General features: G+C 34.5%; 15 protein-coding genes. 14 read left to right on the plus strand and 1 reads right to left on the minus strand.

Annotated features, from left to right (window positions below; all coding sequences use genetic code 11):
- On the minus strand, positions 1–859 hold an 859-nt coding region (locus tag RMR19_RS07780), incomplete at its 3' end, for a LacI family DNA-binding transcriptional regulator (RefSeq protein ID WP_310602929.1).
- A gap of 429 nt (positions 860–1,288) precedes the next feature.
- Here RMR19_RS07780 and RMR19_RS07785 point away from each other — a divergent pair.
- The 14 genes from RMR19_RS07785 to RMR19_RS07850 all read left to right on the plus strand — a co-directional run bounded on the left by RMR19_RS07785 (position 1,289) and on the right by RMR19_RS07850 (position 19,327).
- Positions 1,289–2,674 carry an ABC transporter substrate-binding protein gene (locus tag RMR19_RS07785; protein ID WP_310602930.1) on the plus strand — a complete coding sequence of 462 codons (1,386 nt, stop codon included), beginning with the start codon at positions 1,289–1,291 and terminating at the stop codon, positions 2,672–2,674.
- Between the two features lie 145 nt (positions 2,675–2,819).
- Positions 2,820–3,779, plus strand: a complete 960-nt coding sequence (locus RMR19_RS07790; RefSeq protein WP_310602931.1) for a glycoside hydrolase family 88/105 protein — start codon at positions 2,820–2,822, stop codon at positions 3,777–3,779.
- An 80-nt stretch (positions 3,780–3,859) separates the two neighbouring features.
- On the plus strand, positions 3,860–4,744 hold the full coding sequence (locus RMR19_RS07795; protein ID WP_310602947.1) for a carbohydrate ABC transporter permease: 885 nt from the start codon (positions 3,860–3,862) through the stop codon (positions 4,742–4,744).
- A gap of 6 nt (positions 4,745–4,750) precedes the next feature.
- Complete coding sequence (locus RMR19_RS07800) at positions 4,751–5,608, plus strand: carbohydrate ABC transporter permease (protein WP_310602932.1); 858 nt, start codon at positions 4,751–4,753, stop codon at positions 5,606–5,608.
- A 144-nt stretch (positions 5,609–5,752) separates the two neighbouring features.
- Positions 5,753–7,303, plus strand: a complete 1,551-nt coding sequence (locus tag RMR19_RS07805) for a glycoside hydrolase family 28 protein (protein WP_310602948.1) — start codon at positions 5,753–5,755, stop codon at positions 7,301–7,303.
- 108 nt (positions 7,304–7,411) lie between these two features.
- Positions 7,412–8,248, plus strand: a complete 837-nt coding sequence (locus tag RMR19_RS07810) for a sugar phosphate isomerase/epimerase family protein (RefSeq protein WP_310602933.1) — start codon at positions 7,412–7,414, stop codon at positions 8,246–8,248.
- Between the two features lie 140 nt (positions 8,249–8,388).
- Entirely contained in the window at positions 8,389–9,858 is a 1,470-nt protein-coding gene (locus RMR19_RS07815) for a tagaturonate reductase (protein ID WP_310602949.1), read from the plus strand.
- A 182-nt stretch (positions 9,859–10,040) separates the two neighbouring features.
- Positions 10,041–11,516 (plus strand): UxaA family hydrolase, encoded by a 1,476-nt coding sequence (locus RMR19_RS07820; RefSeq protein WP_310602950.1) that lies wholly within the window; start codon positions 10,041–10,043, stop codon positions 11,514–11,516.
- A 14-nt stretch (positions 11,517–11,530) separates the two neighbouring features.
- Positions 11,531–12,937 (plus strand): glucuronate isomerase, encoded by a 1,407-nt coding sequence (gene uxaC, locus RMR19_RS07825; protein ID WP_310602934.1) that lies wholly within the window; start codon positions 11,531–11,533, stop codon positions 12,935–12,937.
- 150 nt (positions 12,938–13,087) lie between these two features.
- On the plus strand, positions 13,088–14,110 hold the full coding sequence (locus tag RMR19_RS07830; RefSeq protein WP_310602935.1) for a sugar kinase: 1,023 nt from the start codon (positions 13,088–13,090) through the stop codon (positions 14,108–14,110).
- Positions 14,111–14,213: 103 nt separating this feature from the next.
- Complete coding sequence (locus RMR19_RS07835) at positions 14,214–14,714, plus strand: SEC-C metal-binding domain-containing protein (protein ID WP_310602936.1); 501 nt, start codon at positions 14,214–14,216, stop codon at positions 14,712–14,714.
- 227 nt (positions 14,715–14,941) lie between these two features.
- Positions 14,942–16,231, plus strand: a complete 1,290-nt coding sequence (locus tag RMR19_RS07840; protein ID WP_310602937.1) for a sensor histidine kinase — start codon at positions 14,942–14,944, stop codon at positions 16,229–16,231.
- A 215-nt stretch (positions 16,232–16,446) separates the two neighbouring features.
- Positions 16,447–17,862, plus strand: a complete 1,416-nt coding sequence (locus RMR19_RS07845) for a putative glycoside hydrolase (RefSeq protein WP_310602938.1) — start codon at positions 16,447–16,449, stop codon at positions 17,860–17,862.
- A gap of 457 nt (positions 17,863–18,319) precedes the next feature.
- A complete protein-coding gene (locus RMR19_RS07850) occupies positions 18,320–19,327 on the plus strand; it encodes a dipeptidase (RefSeq protein WP_331654674.1) in 1,008 nt (335 codons plus the stop codon).
- Positions 19,328–19,429: the final 102 nt, after the last annotated feature.

Below are 19,429 nucleotides of genomic sequence, written 5' to 3' on the forward strand. Positions count from 1 at the left end.
CGGGTTCGCAACAAGTGGCGATGATGGAATTGTTATATCCAATAATCGATAATTCATCAGGAATAGAAATTCCTTGTAATTTTGCATATTTTACTGCGCTAACAGCTAGCTTATCATCTGAAGTAACAATAGAGTCAAACACCAGACCTTTTTTTGCTAAACCAATCAAGAAATCACGAGTTTCATAAATGTCACCAGCAAAGTACTGAACGTAAGAATCATCAATTGGAATATTCATAGAAGCATGAGCTTCATAAAAACCTTTTAATTTTTTCTTACCACTATAAGAATCAGAATTATAGAGATAAAGAAGACGCTTGTGATTGGTTTTTAATAGTTGTTGTGTGATTTGGAATATAGCATGGTAGTCGTCACAGAGAGAACTGTAGATGTTAGGAGCGTCAATAGCACCATTTAAAAGCATGATGGGAATTGTCTTCGCTGCTTCTATTATATATTGATTATTTTCTTTATCTGTTTCAACGAAATTAGAACCTACAAGAATAACGCTGTCAACCTTTTTGGATAGTAACAAGTTAAGGTACTTTTCTTTATCTGCCTGTTCATAACCTGTACAGCAAAGTAAGGAGTCGTATTGTTCTTTATGTAGCATTTGTTCTAAATGGTAAATGGCACTGGCAAGGTAGGGGTCAGAAGAGTCAGCGCATAGGATTCCTATTGTTTGCATTGTATTAAGACCTAATCCTCTTGCGAATGCATTCGGAGTGTAATCATACTGCTCTATAACAGCCATTACCTTTTGCCGTGTTTTTTCGCTTACATTAGTGTTGCCATTGATAACTCTTGATACGGTAGCAATGGAAACACCAGCTTTCTGAGAAATGTCATATATATTCATTCGCTTATACCTCTTTCGAAACATTACTGCCATTAATTATAGCAAGGAATGTTTATTTATACTAGATATGAAAATGGTTACAATATAAAAATGTTATATCTATAGTATTACATGTAAACGCTTTCAGTTATATATTCTATTATAAATGATATTATAAATAGTTACAAGAGGGAAAAATAATGGATTTGGAATAAATATATACAAAAAAGAAAGGGGTGATTAATGGTTAATAGATAAAAGTGACAAAAAACAATAAAAAAGGTGTTGACTATTTTGCTAGAATGATGTAATATAAATGTAAGCACTTACATAATATATTACATATAACTTACACGCCCATGTAAGAAAGCGTTTATCTTATGAAAGTGTAAAAAAGTAAAACTTTAATCCAACAAATTTAAGAGAAAAGGAAAAAAGGAGAGGGCTTTTATGAAAAAATTTAAAAAAGTTGTAGCACTTTGTTTAGCATGTACAATGGTATTATCATTAGCAGCATGTGGAAAATCAAATCCAACAAACAAGAAAAACAACACAACTACTAAAGAGGACACAACAACAGATACTGCAAAAGATGATGTAGCAAAAGATGATACAACAGCAGACACTACAACTACAGAACAAGTAACAATCAAGATGTCTTGGTGGGGTGGAGATGAAAGACATACTGCAACAATTGATGCAGTTAACAAATTCATGGAATTAAACCCAGATGTTAAAGTAGAGATGGATTACGGCGCATGGACTGGTTGGGAAGATAAAATGTCAACTGCATTTTACTCAAAAACTGCACCAGACATTAACCAAATCAACTGGAACTGGATTTCTTCTTTCAGTTCTGATGGAAGCGCATTCTTAGACTTAAACGAAGTAAAAGACACTTTAGATTTATCTAAATTTGCTCAACCAGCTTTAGATCAATGTGTTGTAGCAGATTCACTTCAAGCAGTTCCAGTTGCAATGACAGGTAGAATTTACTACTTCAACAAAACTACTTTTGATAAAGCTGGTATTGCAGTTCCTACTTCATTAGAAGAATTAAAAGCTGCTGGACAAACTTTCAAAGATGTTCTTGGTGATGATTTCTATCCATTAGTACTTGGTGAGTACGACAGAATGATTCTTATGGTTTACTACTTAGAATCAGTTTACGGTAAAGCTTGGGTAGAAAATGGTACATTAAATTACACAACAGATGAAATCAAAGCAGGTATTGATTTTATTCAATCATTAGAAGATTCACATGTAACCCCATCAATCCAAACAATCTTAGGCGATGGTGCTGAATCATTAGATAAGAACCCTAAATGGATGGAAGGAACTTACGCTGGTATCTTTGAATGGGATTCTTCAGCAAGTAAATTCAAAGGTGCTTTAAACGAAGGACAAGAATTTGTTGTTGGTGATTACTTTAAAGATATGGGAGAATACCAAGGTGGATTCTCTAAAGTTTCTTTAGCATTTGCAATTTCTAAAAACACTAAGTACCCAGAACAATGTGCAAGATTAATCAACTTCTTATTAAATGAAGATGAAGGTGTTGCAATCATGGGATCACAAAGAGGTATTCCTCTAAGTGCAAGTGCATTAGCATACTGCCAAAACAACAACTTATTAGATGCTACAGTAGCAGAAGCAAACGCAAAGATCTTAGCTTGGACTCAATTCCAATTAGATCCAACATTTGAAGATGCTAAACTTAAAGGTTCAGATGGTACTTACTATGATGCATTCCAAGGTTTAAGCTACGGTGATTATGATACAGCTCAAGCTGCACAAGTTCTTGCAGATGGAGTTAACGCAGTACTTGGTAACTAAATCGTAAGAATTTCTGAATAATTCTGATAATATGTTATGTGAATAAAACGGGGGGATATCCTCTGGGATATCCCCTTTAATTCATGACGATAGAGCCTTTGATAAATGCGTTCTATTACGTGAAAAAATTGAACAGGAGAGAGTCATGAAAGTAGCACAATATATAAAAGAATATCTTTCTGGTTACCATAATGATAAAGAATATGGGAACTATGAAGACGGATGCATACTTATAGGTTGCCAGCAGATGTATGAGGCAACGAATGATGAGTTTTACAAGAAGTTTATTACAGACTATGTTGATTTGTTTGTAAGAGAAGACGGAACAATTATTAATTATGAGAAAGATAAATACAGCTTAGACAGTATTAATGCTAGTAAGGTTTTCTTTTTCCTACATAAAGAAAAAGAAGAAGACAAGTATTACAAAGCAATTGAATATATAATGGAACAGCTAAGAAGTCAGCCTAGAGCAAAGTGTGGTAACTTCTGGCACGAAAAGATTTATCCAAATCAAATATGGTTAGATGACTTGTATATGGTATTACCATTTTACATGGCTTACGAAACTACATTTAATAAGAAGGAAAATTATAATGACATTATAAAACAGTTTACCAATGTCAGAAAATATATATTTGATGATAAGAAGCAATTATATTATCATGCGTTTGATGAATCAAAAACAATACAAGGGGCATTTAGGTTGCGTTCCATGGGTTGGTATCTAATGTCTTTGGTTGATACAATGGATGTAATGTCAATTGAGATTTTTGAGGCTTATAAAACGTTAGAGAGTTTATTTAAAGAGGCTGTAAAAGGAATTTTACAGTATCAAGATGAAACAGACAAGATGTTTTATCAGGTTGTAGACAGAAGTGATTTAGAATGTAATGATACAGAAACATCAGGTACTTCAATGATTGCATATGCAATATTAAAAGGCTGCCGCCTCGGTATACTTTCAGAGGAAAAATATAAGAAACGTGCAGATGAGATTTTGGGAAGTGTCAAGTATTATTTGTCTGAAGAAGCAACAGCAAATGACCAAAAGGACGTAGCTCCTTTTATGATGGCATATGCACAAAGTCTAATGGCGAAATAATACAAAAGAAAGGGAGGAAAAATTATATGGCAAAGAATGCAGCTGGTTCAGCAGTTTTTGTTCCAAAAAAGAAGTTTTCTATGAAGAAAACATTTCAAAACAATTTAGGGTTTTTCTTTATACTACCATGGCTGATTGGATTTTTGATTTTCCGTTTGTATCCATTCATTTCTTCCTTGGTATACAGTTTTACTGATTTTGATTTGTTCAAAGGTATTTCACAAACAGGTTTAATGAACTATAAGGAGATTTTTACTTCACCTAAAATCGTTAAGGCGCTAAAGGTTACGTTTAAGTATTCTTTCATTACAGTACCATTAAAGTTGACAGCAGCGTTATTTATTGCGTATATCTTAAACTTTAAAATCAAAGGTGTTAACTTCTTCCGTACAGCTTACTATATTCCATCTATCCTTGGTGGTTCTGTAGCGATAGCAGTATTATGGAAAGCGGTATTTAGAGATGACGGTCTAGTAAACACAGCATTAGGATTCTTTGGTGTTCAAGGTCCACATTGGTTGAGTGATCCTAAATATGCAATCTTTATTATTTGTTTACTTCGTGTATGGCAGTTTGGTTCTGCGATGGTTATATTCCTTGCAGCATTAAAGAATGTTCCAGCAGATTTATATGAAGCAGCTGCAATTGATGGTGCAGGTAAATGGAGACAATTCTTCAAAATTACAGTACCAATGATTACACCAGTTATTTTCTATAACTTAGTAACACAATTATGTCAAGCATTCCAAGAATTTAATGGACCTTACATCATTACACATGGTGGTCCAAGAAATTCTACAACATTAATATCTCTATTAGTTTACACAAGTGCATTCCAGTCACATGAGATGGGTCTTGCAAGTGCTATGGCATGGGTAATGTTTATTATCGTAATGGTTCTTACAGCAGTTGCATTCTGGAGTCAGAAGCATTGGGTATACTATAGCGATGATGATGGGAGGTAGAAGATAATGACATTGAGAACAAAACGAATAATATCTACTATTCTTAAATACACAGTATTAATTCTTGTTGGACTTATCATGGTTTATCCATTGCTATGGATGATTGGTGCGACATTTAAGAATAACAACGAAATCTTCTCAGGAATTGGATTGATTCCAAAAGAACCTACGCTTGATGGTTATAAGAAGGCTGTTCAAGGATATGGTGGAGATATCAACTTATTTAAATCATTAATTAACACATATTCATATGTTATTCCTAAAGTAGTGTTTACTATCATATCGTCAGTTATTACAGCTTACGGTTTTGGTAGATTCAAATTCAAAGGTAGAAACTTCCTATTTGCTGTATTAATGGGAACACTTTTCTTACCTCAAGTAGTATTAAATGTACCACAATTTATTCTTTTCAACAAATTAGGTTGGGTAGATTCACCATTATACCTTCCAATTATTGTACCAACACTTTTTGCGATTGATACATACTTTGTATTTATGCTAATTCAATTCTTACGTAATGTACCAAAAGAACTTGAAGAAGCAGCAAAAATTGATGGTTGTAATGTAATTCAAACATTGGTTAAAGTAATTGTTCCAATGATTAAACCAGCGATTGTATCTTGTGCATTATTCCAATTTATGTGGTCATCAAATGACTTTATGGGACCATTGCTTTATGTACAAACAGCATCTCATTATCCAGCTGCATACTTCGTTAAGATGTCTATGGATGCAGATAATGGATTCCAATGGAACAGGGTTTTAGCAGTTTCCTTGATATCCATTTTACCTTCACTTATCGTATTCTTTAGTGCACAAAGTACATTTGTTGATGGTATTACAGCTGGTGGTGTAAAAGGTTAAGTGTAAAATTGATCTTTTTCCGGCCGGTTTAAGGTGGTAAATATATAGTAAAACAACAGGCTGCTGAATGAAATGATTTAGCAGCCTGTTGTTATTATAAAGATGAATAAAAGAGATCGGGTTGAGAGGACGGTGAGTATGGGTATGAATCTTGCGATTCTTATGAAAACCGCTAGAAACGTTGTAATTGAAATTAACGACAATGACATTTATGAAACAAAGAAAACATATGAGATTTTTGTGAATGATGAATATAGATGTAGTACGAATAAAGTTGTTACAAGTATCTATGATTTATGGCCAGATACCGAGTATCAAGTACAGGTAAAACTTGATAGTGAGACAGTAGCAGAAGCGACGTTTTGTACAGATTATGAATTTGTAACATTAGATGTAACAAAGTTTGGAGCAAAAGGGGATGGTATTCAAGATGATACCATCTATATACAAGCAGCTATTATGGCTTGTCCGAAAGACAGCAGAGTGTATTTTCCAAAGGGAACTTACAAAGTAACAAGTATTTTCTTGAAAAGTGATATCCGCATAGAGTTTGCAAAAGATGCCATGTTGTCGGCAGATACCGAGCGTGACCATTTTCCTAAATTCCCAGGTCTAATTGAGAGTTTTGATGAAAAAGAGGAATATAACTTAGGAACATGGGAAGGTAATCCGTTAATTATGTATTCAGGCATTATTACTGGTGTAAATGTAGAGAATGTCATTATTTATGGTCAAGGAATTATTGAAGGGAATGCGAGTCGTGAAAACTGGTGGTTCAATGAAAAGGTTATGCGTGGAGCATTTCGTCCAAGATTATTCTTTATCAACAATTGTAAGAATGTAATACTGCAAGGGTTAACATTTAAGAACAGCCCAGCATGGACATTGCATCCATACTTTAGTGATGATATTGGATTTTATGATCTTGTTGTAGAGAATCCACATAATTCGCCGAATACAGACGGATTAGACCCTGAATCATGTGAGAATGTAGACATTGTTGGTATTCGATTTACATTAGGAGATGACTGTATTGCAATTAAATCAGGGAAAATCTATATGGGTAAAAAGTATAAGAAACCTTCTACAAATATAAGAATCCGCCAATGTTTAATGGAGAATGGACATGGAGCAGTAACTGTTGGTAGCGAAATGGCTGGTGGAGTAAACAAGGTAACAGTTAAGGATTGTATCTTCCGCCATACTGATCGTGGGCTTCGTATTAAGACAAGACGAGGACGAGGTAAAGATGCTGTTCTTGATGAAATTGTATTTGAAAATATTCGAATGGATCATGTAATGACACCATTTGTAGTAAATGAATTCTATTTCTGTGACCCAGATGGAAGAACAGAGTATGTACAATCGAAAGAATACCATCCGGTAGATGAGAGAACGCCAGTTATTAAGCATCTTGCCTTTCGTAATATTACTTGTAAAGATTGCCACGTTGCGGCGGCTTACTTCTATGGTTTACCAGAGAAGAAGATAGAATGTATCGAGATGAAGAATATATCAGTTACCTATGCTGAAAATCCAAAGAAAGATGTACCAGCGATGATGAATGGTATTGAGCCTTGTTCGAAACTAGGAATCTATGCAAACAATGTTGAGAAGATGATTATCAAAGATGTTGCAATCACTGGTCAAGATGGAGAAGCAATCACGCTACTGAATGTTGATTGTGTAGAGTAGATGGAAATTGTGAAACTGTATTGACAGATATAAAACATATAGCTATATCTGTGGGAATGATAAAGAGTTTTGTGATTTGACAACGATTGTAAGAGAGAGAGGAAGAGTATGCAGATAGGATTAAGACTTCATGATGCAAAGCAATTGCCATTAGAGGAACGATTGCTAGAAATCAGAAAGCAAGGATTTGTATGTGGTCACCTTGCCTTATCAAAAGTAATTCGTGAAAATACAGTTGATAATAGTGCATTAACACCTGGATATGCAATGTATCTGAAAAATATGTTTGCTAGAACAGGAATTGATGTTGCAGTTCTTGGCTGTTACCTGAATTTGGCAACTCCAGATCAGGAAGAGTTAGAAAAGAATATGGAGAGATACTTGGCAAATATTCGATTTGCAGCACATTTAGGTTGTGGTGTAGTAGGCACAGAAACTGGTGCACCAAATACAGCGTATGCATTTGAACCAGCTTGCCATACCGAAGAGTCGTTACAACTTTTTATTCGTAATTTACAACCAGTTGTAGAATATGCAGAAAAGATGGGGGTAATCTTGGCGATTGAACCAGTATATAAGCATATTGTATGTAATCCAAAGCGTGCAAGACAAGTTCTCGATACGATAAAATCCCCGAACCTACAGATTATATTAGATCCTGTTAATTTGTTGTTTGAAGGAAACTACCAGGAACGAGAGAGTATTATCAAGGAAGCAATAGAACTTCTTGGTGATGATGTGGCAGTAGTTCATATTAAGGATTTTGTCTTAGAGGAAGATAAGATGAAATCAGTAGCCGCAGGAACGGGTATGATGAATTATGAAAATATTCTTCGTTTTATTAAAGAAAAGAAGCCATATATTCATACAACATTAGAAAATACAACACCAGAGAATGCAGTATTTGCTAGGGAGTATCTTGAGAAGATTTATAATGCTCTATAAAATAATGTCGCTTGTTAGTAATGTAAGAAGCAAAAGGTAAGAAACGTTGGAAGAAGAGAAACGGACAACTTTGTAATAATAAAAAATCAGAACAAGCCAAAAACATGTTCAACATATGGAAAGGATACGTGATTGTGAGTATGAAAGTAAATGAGAAAATTGAAAAAAAATTCGGTAACTACCCAGAGAGAATATTACAATTTGGAGAAGGAAACTTCTTACGTGCATTTGCAGATTGGATGATTGATGGAGCAAATGAAAGAGGAGATTATGAAGGAAGTATTGTACTTTGTCAGCCAATTGGAAATTTCCCTCAGATGTCAGATATGATTAATGCACAAGATGGCATTTATACACTAGCAATGCGTGGCATTGAAAATGGTGAAGCAGTAGAGAAAATCAAAGTAATAACAAGTGTTTCAAGATGTATCAATGCATATCGTGATTTTGATGCATTAATGGAAATTGCAAGAAGTGCGGACCTTGAAGTAGTAGTTTCTAATACAACAGAAGCAGGTATCTCGTATAAAGAAGGAGATCAGTTAACAGACACTCCAGCAAGCTCATTCCCAGCGAAAGTGACACAATTCTTATATGAGAGATACAAAGCATTTAATGGAGATATGAGCAAAGGTCTTTTATTCTTGCCTGTAGAATTAATTGATTATAATGGTACAGAACTAAAGAGAATTGTTCTTCAATATGCAAACGAATGGAACTTAGAGAAAGAATTTATCAACTGGATTGAGGAAGCGAATAAGTTCACAAACACATTAGTAGACCGTATCGTTACAGGATATCCAAGAGATCAAATTGAATACTTTGAAGAAAAGAACGGCTATAGTGATGATATTATTGTAACAAGTGAAGTGTTTAACCTTTGGGTAATTGAAGGAAAGAAAGAATGGGCAGACATTCTCCCAATTCATAAAGGAGAAGCAAATGTACTTTGGACAGAAGATGTAAAACCATATAAGATGAGAAAAGTTCGTATCTTAAACGGTGGGCATACTTCAACAGTATTAGCTGCTTACCTTGCTGGACATAACATTGTTCTTGATTTTATGAAGGATGAAATATTCGGATCATACTTAGAAAGATTACTATATAACGAAGTAATTCCTACATTAGAGTTACCAAAAGATGAGTTAGAAGAATTTGCGAAAGCAGTAAGTGATCGTTTTGCAAATCCATATATTAAACATAACTTACTTGATATCTCTTTGAATTCTTGTGCGAAGTTCAATGCAAGATGTCTTCCTTCTTTACTTGGTTATGTTGACAAATTTGGTGAAGTACCTAAGCTATTAACATTCTCATTAGCAGCATTTATCAAATTCTATCAAATCAAAAATGTTGATGGAAATTATATGGGCAAGAGAGCAGATGGCACAGAGTACCAAGTAAAAGACGATGCAGAAGTGCTTGAATTCTTCGAAAAATTATGGGCAAACAATAGTTCTGCTGAGATTGCAAAAGCTGTACTTTCTAATACTGAATTCTGGAGCGGAAAAGATTTGACAGAAGTAGCTGGGTTAGAGACTGCTGTAGCTACATACTTAGAAGAGATGAATAGCAAAGAGATGAAAGAAATCGTAGCAAGTTTGTAGTTGGAATTGCTGAATGACATTCAAGTGTCAAAAGATTATAAGTAAATGTTTGAGATGACTTTTTGGCACTTGAATTATAATATAAAACGAATTATTTTGTAATCTAACTTAAAGAATGTAGTACGGAATAGTTACAGAGTGAGATAAGAGAGGGGTGCATCTTAGTGGAAAATAAGTTAATTATGATTTCGCATAAAGACAGCGTTGCAGTTGCTTTAGCCGAAATTACAGCAGGAGAAACATTAACAGTTAATGGTATAGAAGTAACAGTATTAAATGATATTCCATTTGGTCATAAAGTTGCGTTATACGATATGAAAGAGAATGAAAATATTATTAAATACGGTCATCCAATTGGTCATGCAAGATGTGATGTTAAAAAAGGTGAACATATTCATGTTCATAATTTAAAGACAAATCTTGATGGTGTTCTTAACTATGAATACAAGGAAGCAGAGCAAACATTTGAACCTTTCAAAGGAAAATCAGAATATACATTTGATGGCTATGTAAGAGAAGATGGAAAAGTTGGTATCCGTAATGAGGTTTGGATTGTTCCAACAGTAGGTTGTGTTAATACAACTGCTAAGATAATAGAAGAACAGGCGAAGAAGTTATATGGTGATAAAGTAGATGATATCTGCGCTTTTACTCATAATATGGGTTGCAGTCAGTTAACAGAAGACCATGAAAGAACGCAACAGATACTAAAAGGAATTATCAATAATCCAAATGCAGGTGCTGTTTTAGTACTTAGTCTTGGCTGTGAAAACAATAATTTAGATGTATTCAAACCAGTTCTTGGTGAGTATAACTCAGACCGTATCAAATTCTTAGTGACACAAGACGTAGAAGACGAATATGAAGCTGGTATGGATATTATGAAAGAGCTTGTTGATTATGCTTCTACATTCAAACGTGAAACCGTATCAGCAGATAAACTTGTTATGGGCTTCAAATGTGGTGGTTCTGATGCGTTCTCTGGTATTACAGCAAACGCATTATGCGGTAGAATTAATGACCGTGTTGTAAGCTGTGGTGGTAGTACGATTTTAACAGAGGTACCAGAGATGTTTGGTGCAGAGACTTTGTTGATGGAACGTGCTGTTGACCGTGAGACATTTGACGAAACCGTAGATTTAATTAATAATTTCAAAAACTATTTTACAAAATACAATCAAACAATTTATGAAAACCCATCACCAGGTAACAAGAAAGGTGGTATCTCTTCTTTGGAAGAGAAATCCCTTGGTTGTACACAAAAGGGTGGTCACGCTCCTGTCGTTGGTGTTCTTAATTATGGGGAACGTGTAGAAAAATGTGGTCTTAACCTATTGATTGGGCCAGGAAATGATCAGGTTTCTTGTACAAATCTTGTTGCGAGTGGTGTACAAATGGTACTATTTACAACAGGAAGAGGAAATCCATTCGGTTCTCCAGTACCAACGGTTAAGATATCTTCAAACAGTAATCTATATAACAAAAAGACAAATTGGATTGATTTTAATGCTGGACAAATATTAGAAGGAAAATCCTTTGAAACAGTTACAGATGAATTTTTCCGTTATTTATTAGATGTTGCTTCAGGAAAGATGACAAAGAATGAAGAGAGAGGATACAAAGAAATCTCGGTATTTAGAGATGGCGTAATCCTATAGGAGGTAAATACAGTATGAAACAATTTATGGATAAGGATTTCTTATTATCAACAGATACAGCAAAAAAACTTTATCATGAACATGCAGCAGCCGTACCGGTTCTTGATTATCATTGTCATATCAATCCTGCTGAGATTGCAAATGACCGTAAATTTGAGAATATTACTCAAGTTTGGTTAGGTGGAGACCACTACAAATGGCGTCAAATGCGTTCAAATGGTATCGAAGAAAAATACATTACTGGTGATGCAACAGACAGAGAAAAGTTCCAAAAATGGGCTGAAACATTAGAGAAGGCAATCGGTAATCCACTATATCATTGGAGTCATCTTGAATTACAGAGATATTTTGGATATACAGGTTACTTAAATTCAGAAACAGCAGAGGAAGTATGGAATCTATGTAATGCAAAATTACAGGAAGATTCTATGAGTGTTCGTAATCTAATTAAGCAATCAGGTGTTACATTAATCTGTACAACAGATGATCCAATTGATTCATTAGAGTGGCATCAAAAAATTGCAGCAGACGAAACATTTGACGTTCAAGTACTTCCAGCTTGGAGACCAGATAAGGCAATGAATATCGAGAAAGTGGATTTCGTTGATTATTTGAACAAATTAGCAGAGGTAAGTAAAGTAGAGATTACAACATTTGCATCATTAAAAGAAGCATTACAAAATCGTCTTGCTTATTTTGCAGAGAATGGCTGTAATGTATCCGATCATGCACTTGAATATGTAATGTATGTTCCGGCTTCTGACGAAGAGATAGAAGAAATCTTTGCAAAGAGAATGCAAGGTGGCGAAGTTACAAGAGAAGAAGAACTTAAATTCAAAACAGCATTTATGCTATTTGTTGGAAAAGAGTATCATAGACTTGATTGGGCAATGCAGTTACACTATGGTTGTAAACGTGATAACAATGTATTCCGTTTCAATCAATTAGGCCCAGATACAGGATATGATTGTATTAATAACTATGCACCTTCTGCGCAAATGGCTGATTTCCTTAACTCATTAAATGCAACAGACCAAATGCCTAGAACAATCATCTATAGTCTTAATCCAAACGATAATGCGGCAATTGGAACAATTCTTGGCTGTTTCCAAGATGCTGGTGTTGCAGGTAAGATTCAACAAGGTAGTGCATGGTGGTTTAATGATCATAAAACAGGTATGACAGATCAGATGATTTCATTAGCAAACTTAGGTTTACTAGGTAATTTCATCGGTATGCTTACAGACTCAAGAAGCTTTTTATCTTATACAAGACATGAATACTTTAGAAGAATTCTTTGCGAATTAGTAGGTAACTGGGTTGAAAATGGTGAATATCCGAACGATGAAAAAGTTCTTGGTAAGATGATTGAGAACATTTCTTATTACAATGCAGTTAATTATTTTGGATTTAAATTGTAGTCTATAATTTGTGCCAGAAAAGTCTATATTTAGGCTAGAAATGAACATTGTAAATATGCTATTTTCTTGTTAAGATAAAGAAAAATTACGGAAAGAATCATGTTAAGCCTATGTAGTATTTGGGCATTCTTATGATTATGGGGTGAAAGTATGGGAAAAAAAGAATATGCAGCATTAGCACTTGGTGAAATTTTATTACGTTTATCTACTCCTAATAATGAGAGAATTGTAAGAGGCGATACGTTCCAAAAGTGTGCAGGTGGAGCAGAACTTAATGTAGTATCGGGTATTGCGGCACTTGGTTTACGTACTGGAATTATCTCTAAAGTTCCTCAGAATGATTTAGGTGTGTTTGTTCGTAATCATATTCGTTTCTGTGGTGTAAGTGATGATTATTTAGTATATGATAAGTCGAAAAATTCAAGACTTGGTATCTATTATTATGAAAACGGTGCATACCCTAGAAAGACATCTGTAGTTTATGACAGAGCATATTCTGCAATCAATTCATTGACTGTGGATGATATTTCAGAAGATGTGTACAGTTCAACAAGATTATTTCATACAAGCGGAATTTCTCTTGCATTATCAAAAGAATTACGTGAGAATGTTGTTGAGATTATTAAGAAATTCAAAGAAAATGGAACGAAGATATCGTTTGATGTTAACTTTAGAGCAAACTTATGGACAGAAGAGGAAGCGAGAGAAACAATAGAGACAATCCTTCCTTATGTAGATATCTTGTTTGCTTCGGAAGAAACTTCAAGAAAGATGTTTAAAAAAACAGGCGACTTGAAAGATGTTATGAAATCTTATACAACAGAGTATGGAGTTGAGATTGTTGCTACAACAGAGAGAACAATTATCAGTCCTAAGAAACATCACTTTAATTCGATTATTTATAATGCGAAGGAAGATTGCTATTATCAAGAAAAACCATATGAAAATATTGAAGTAGTTGACCGTATTGGTAGTGGTGATGCGTATGTATCAGGTGTATTATATGGCTTACTTCAATATGATAGTTGTGAGAAAGCTCTTCAGTTTGGAAATGTCGTAAGTGCGCTTAAAAATACCATTCCTGGAGATGTATTATCAACGAATCTTAATGAAGTTACAAGAATCATGGAAGAACACTCAGGACAAAGAGCTGCAAGTGAATTAAATCGATAATAGTGGATATAGAAGATGAATTGCAGATTTTGGTTGAAATCCTCCTATAATATATGATATACTGTAACGAGCAATGAACACCAATGCAAAAGGAAGGGTTAACATGAGTTTATTAGAACAATGGAGAGAGCATGCGTACTCTCAAGATACAAATCAACAAGCAGGTCAACTTTTTTGGGCTAATTATTTTAATATTGAAAAAGGTATCTATGAACAATTATTAGCAGATCCTGAAACAGTTGTTACTGGAACAGTAAAAGAATTAGCAGAAAAGTATGGTACAGATATCGAAACAATGACTGGCTTCTTAGATGGAATTGATGAAAGTTTAAACAATCCAAATCCAATTGAAACAATGGACGAGAATACAGAAGTTAATCTTGGATTCGATAAAGAAAAATTATACTATAACATGGTTGGTTGTAAAGCTGACTGGTTATATGAATTGCCAGCATGGGACAATCTTTTAACTGTACAAAGAAGAAAAGAATTATATCTTGAATCTAAAAAATCTGGAACAGTTGTGAAAGAGAAAAAAGTTGGAAGAAATGATCCATGTCCATGTGGTTCAGGTAAAAAATATAAACAATGTTGCGGTAGATAATATAATTGTTTATTCATAAGAGGGTGTTGCATCATAGTTAATTTGTGAGAATTAAGCTATGATGCAACACTCTCTTTTTTGGTAGAAAAAGTTATTGTCGTCATTATCTAGTTTTATCAAAATTGACATCATTTACTGAAACGAATATAATTAATCTATGTCCTTTTATTAAGGTACATCATGAAATAAATAGCGATAAATAAAGTAGTCTAAGGGAGTGAAATTCAGTGACACAGGCGCAATACATAAACATTTCAATGGAAGCCGTTTGCACGGCTGTATTGCTATCGATTTTGATTTGTTCAATTATTACGGATGGAAAAAGTGATAGTCGTTCTAAAGGATTCATTGCTCTATGTACTTTTGGTCTTCTTGCTGTTATTTTTGATATAATATCGCAGGCGAATAGGGGATCAATGGCAAAATACGCTGATATAAAAATATTGATATCCTCGGCATGTGTGTGGATATTTACTTGTTTGAGCAGTGCGTCAATTGATATATTTATACTTACATATATAAAGAAGCGACACTCATTCTCGAATAAGCTGCTTTATACTTTTATAGTTGGTTGGGCATGTGCGTTTATTTTTACAATAATAACAATTCTATCAGGAAAACTATTTTATATTGATGAGGCAAACGTATACCATGTAGGAGAAGCATTTTTGATGATGTCTTTGCCTTATGTTGTTTCTATATTTGCAGGAATGATAGTTATATTAAAATATGCGAAGTTCGTAGGACGGAATGATACATTAGTGTTCCTGTTTTATGAGATAACAGGCATAATTGCACTAGTGGTTATGGAGATAAGCCCGATTGTTGTGCAGACATCAGAATTAAGTGTAACTATTGTTATTTTGCTCATTTATCTTCGCATACAAGTTGAGAATAATATACGTTCCAAACAGCGTGAAATTGAACTTACCGAAGCTAGAATTGATGTAATGCTGTCTCAAATTCAGCCACATTTTCTATATAATACGTTGACGACAATTAAATGTTTGATTAGCGAGAATCCAGCACAAGCAAAAGATTTGGTTGCAGATTTTTCTATGTATCTTCGTGAAAATATGAATTCATTGACGGAAAAGCGCCTCATTCCTTTTGAACATGAATTAGATAATTTAAATGTATATCTAAAAATTGAGAAAACAAGGTTTGAAGAACGACTTGATGTTAGATATGACATTAAAGTAACGGATTTTGTATTGCCACTATTGACTGTTCAACCGCTAGTTGAAAATGCAGTTCGCCATGGTGTGACGAAGAAAGAAGATGGTGGAACGGTGACAATTGAAACAAGAGATTTAACGGATTGTATTGAAATAACTGTGAGTGATGATGGGATTGGTTTTGATATAAATGAAGATTTAAACGATAGGCGAAATCATGTTGGTATTGATAATGTTCGCCGTCGTTTAGCTACACAATGTGGTGGAGATTTAATTGTGAAGAGTGAAGTTGATAAAGGTACGATTGCAACTGTAATAATTCCTAAGAATAAAGAATGATTTTGCTTATTAGATAACAGCACCAATTTGAGTTTAGATTGGCGCTGTTATTGTTTTTTCGGTGTCTAAAAAAGGAAGATATCTTTCTTCAAAATACATATAAATATAGTAAAATATATGATATACTAATTGTACATAATCGGGACTTGAAGAAGAGAATTCAGAATGTTACCATTTATGTGAATAAGAGATATCATTAGAATTGAGGGTGGGCAATGAAGGATGAAAATAACAGCAAGAAAAACAGTAATGAAAAAAAATCAAGTGTAAAGCAGTTAATAGCGGGCAGTTTACTGATTATAAGTACAGTATGCTTAACAGTGAGTGCCGTTTATCTATATGATACATATAAAGAGAGTAAGAAAAAGACAGATGCATATGTGAGCTCTATTCAAAATACAGTGAATAAAGGGGAAAGTGATGACATAAACAATAATCCCAATAAAGAGTTAAATCAAGAAGGTGATTTAAACAAGGAAACAGATGTGGAAAAGGAAGTTGATTCGGAGACGAATCCCAATGAGAACCAAGTCGGTCAAGAGGGTTTGTCGGTAGATGGGAATCAAACAGATAACATAGATAAAGAACAAGTAGCTACAGATATAGACGAGATACCTGATGTCAAGAAAGTACCACCATGTAAAGTAAAAGGAATCTATGTAACGGGTCAGATGGCAGGAACAACGAATAATATGAATAACTTAATTGATTTGGTGGATACAACAGAGCTAAACACAATGGTTATTGATATTAAGAATGATTCTGGCGAAATTACATATAAGATGGACAATGAATTGGCGAAAGAAATTGGAGCTACTTTTAAGTATATATCGAATATCGAAGAATTAGTTGCAAAACTAAAAGAAAAGGGAATTTACTTAATTGCTAGGGTTGTTGCATTTAAAGATCCTATCTTGGCAGAAAACAAGCCAGAATTAAGCCTTAAAAATGCGGATGGAACGATATTTCGTGACAAATCTAATTTGGCTTGGGTGAATCCGTATAAGAAGGAAGTTTGGGAATATCTTGTTAGTGTTTCGAAAGAAGCAGCTAATTTAGGATTTGACGAGATACAGTTTGATTATATTCGTTTCTCAACTGACAGTGGTATGAAGCAAGTTAGCTTTGGAGAGGAAGCGAAAGATAAGTCAAAGATAGAGGTTATTACGGAATTTACGAAATATGCATGTGAAGAATTACAGCCATTAGGAGTATATGTGTCAGCAGATGTTTATGGAACGATTATTAATAGTGAAGTAGATGCAAAGATTGTCGGGCAAAGTTATGTTGAGATGTCAAAGTATCTGGATTATATCTGCCCAATGATTTATCCTTCTCACTATGCGAATGGAGCGTATGGAATTAATTATCCTGACCTAGAGCCATATCTTCTGATTAAGAAAGCGTTAGATGATTCTAAGAAGGTACTTGTGGTAGGAGAAGAGGGCGAGCACCAAGCAATAGTAAGACCATGGCTACAAGATTTTACTGCTACGTGGATTAAACAGCATAAAAAATATGGTGCAAATGAAATAAAGGAACAGATAAAAGGTGTATACGATGCTGGATATGAAGAGTGGATTTTGTGGAACGGAAGTAATCGATACACCAAAGATGGACTTGAGAAGTAAACAGTGGTTGATGTACTTGTGTAGGGAAATTTTAAAATGCAAAACTTGGTATGTTTTCAAAGCTTCTTCGTTGGTGTACTAGGTCACAAAACACGCTATGCACTTAAGAACTTCTAAGTGCGTACATATAGGTATGGGAAGGTTACGGAATCGCCCTCGATTCGGCATCCTGCCTCAGCTTGGGCTGGCTCGGCGTCCTTGCCTCGCCTTCCTGGGGTGTCAATGTACGCACTAAGAAGTGCTATGGTGCTTCGCTATCGTTTTTTAGTCCTAGTACTCCAACGAAGAAGCTGGGGAAGGTAACGAAGTTTTGCAGATTTACGTTATCGAGACACAAGTACAGGGAAGGTTTTTGAATAGAATAGTTCCTGAGAGGTTGGTTTTTGTTTTGGAGTATCTAAGTTTTGGAAGTTGAAAGTAAAAATGTGAAATATGAATTTGGAAGGAGATGTTGCAATTGGTTAAGTTGATTGATATGCACTGCGATACGATTACTGGTTTGTATGACCGTAGAATAAAGGAAGGAAGTGTAGAGAATCTACGAAAGAATTCTATGCACCTTGATATTGAGAAGCTTAAAAAGGGGAATTATATGCTTCAGAATTTTGCGATTTTTCAGTCTTTAAAGAAGCATGAGAACATGTTTGAAGATAGTATTAAGTATATAGATTACTTCTATCAGGAGATGGAAGCTAATAGAGATTGTATTAGTATGGTGCGTGCGTATGATGATATTATAAGAAATGAAAAAGAAGGTAAGATATCAGCTTTGTTGACGATAGAAGAAGGGGCAGAAGTAGAAGGGAAATTGGAGTTTTTGCGTACATTTTACCGTTTGGGTGTTCGAATGATTACTCTTACATGGAATTATGAGAATGGTATTGGGTATCCAAATTTTCATTATGAAGAAGGTAAAACACCAGATATGAAATCACGTAATACAATAGATGGTTTAACGCCATTTGGAATTTCTTTTGTGGAAGAAATGGAGAGGCTTGGTATTATTATTGATGTATCGCATCTATCGGATGCAGGGTTCTATGATGTACTGCGATATACAAAGAAACCATTTGTAGCAAGTCATTCCAATGCGATGCATTGTTGTAACAATTGTAGAAATTTAACTGATGATATGATTCGTCGTTTATCGGAAAGAGGAGGAGTAACAGGGATTAATTTCTGCCCTTCATTTCTTGATGAAGTGCCAATGGAGGATGAAAGAAAGGCATACGCAAGTGTTGAGAAGATGATAGTTCATATAAGTCACCTGAAGAAGGTTGGTGGAATTGACTGTATCGGATTAGGAACGGATTTTGATGGTATAGAAGGCAATTTAGAGATTAAAGATGCTTCCTATATGCAGATGCTTGTGGAAGGCTTAGAGAAGGCTGGATTTACGTCTGTGGAGATTGAAGCCATATGTTATAAGAATGTATTACGGGTTTATAGGGAGATATTGAAATAGAAAAATAATTAATTTGGGAAATAAATGGTTGGATATGTAAAATAAACATGATAAACTATATATGGTATAATTCAATAGAAAAGTGAAGGATGCGAATTTCGA

It is taken from the genome of Anaerosporobacter sp., from assembly GCF_031551385.1.
GTDB lineage: Bacteria > Bacillota > Clostridia > Lachnospirales > Lachnospiraceae > Anaerosporobacter.

Excerpts from the sequence above, each read along its gene's own strand:
- RMR19_RS07795 (WP_310602947.1), top strand. The coding sequence starts at position 3,860 with ATGAAGAAAACATTTCAAAACAATTTAGGGTTTTTCTTTATACTACCA.
- RMR19_RS07800 (WP_310602932.1), top strand. The coding sequence starts at position 4,751 with ATGACATTGAGAACAAAACGAATAATATCTACTATTCTTAAATACACA.
- RMR19_RS07810 (WP_310602933.1), top strand. The coding sequence starts at position 7,412 with ATGCAGATAGGATTAAGACTTCATGATGCAAAGCAATTGCCATTAGAG.
- RMR19_RS07835 (WP_310602936.1), top strand. The coding sequence starts at position 14,214 with ATGAGTTTATTAGAACAATGGAGAGAGCATGCGTACTCTCAAGATACA.
- RMR19_RS07815 (WP_310602949.1), top strand. The coding sequence starts at position 8,389 with ATGAAAGTAAATGAGAAAATTGAAAAAAAATTCGGTAACTACCCAGAG.
- RMR19_RS07845 (WP_310602938.1), top strand. The coding sequence starts at position 16,447 with ATGAAGGATGAAAATAACAGCAAGAAAAACAGTAATGAAAAAAAATCA.
- uxaC (WP_310602934.1), top strand. The coding sequence starts at position 11,531 with ATGAAACAATTTATGGATAAGGATTTCTTATTATCAACAGATACAGCA.
- RMR19_RS07830 (WP_310602935.1), top strand. The coding sequence starts at position 13,088 with ATGGGAAAAAAAGAATATGCAGCATTAGCACTTGGTGAAATTTTATTA.
- RMR19_RS07820 (WP_310602950.1), top strand. The coding sequence starts at position 10,041 with ATGATTTCGCATAAAGACAGCGTTGCAGTTGCTTTAGCCGAAATTACA.
- RMR19_RS07790 (WP_310602931.1), top strand. The coding sequence starts at position 2,820 with ATGAAAGTAGCACAATATATAAAAGAATATCTTTCTGGTTACCATAAT.
- RMR19_RS07805 (WP_310602948.1), top strand. The coding sequence starts at position 5,753 with ATGAATCTTGCGATTCTTATGAAAACCGCTAGAAACGTTGTAATTGAA.
- RMR19_RS07785 (WP_310602930.1), top strand. The coding sequence starts at position 1,289 with ATGAAAAAATTTAAAAAAGTTGTAGCACTTTGTTTAGCATGTACAATG.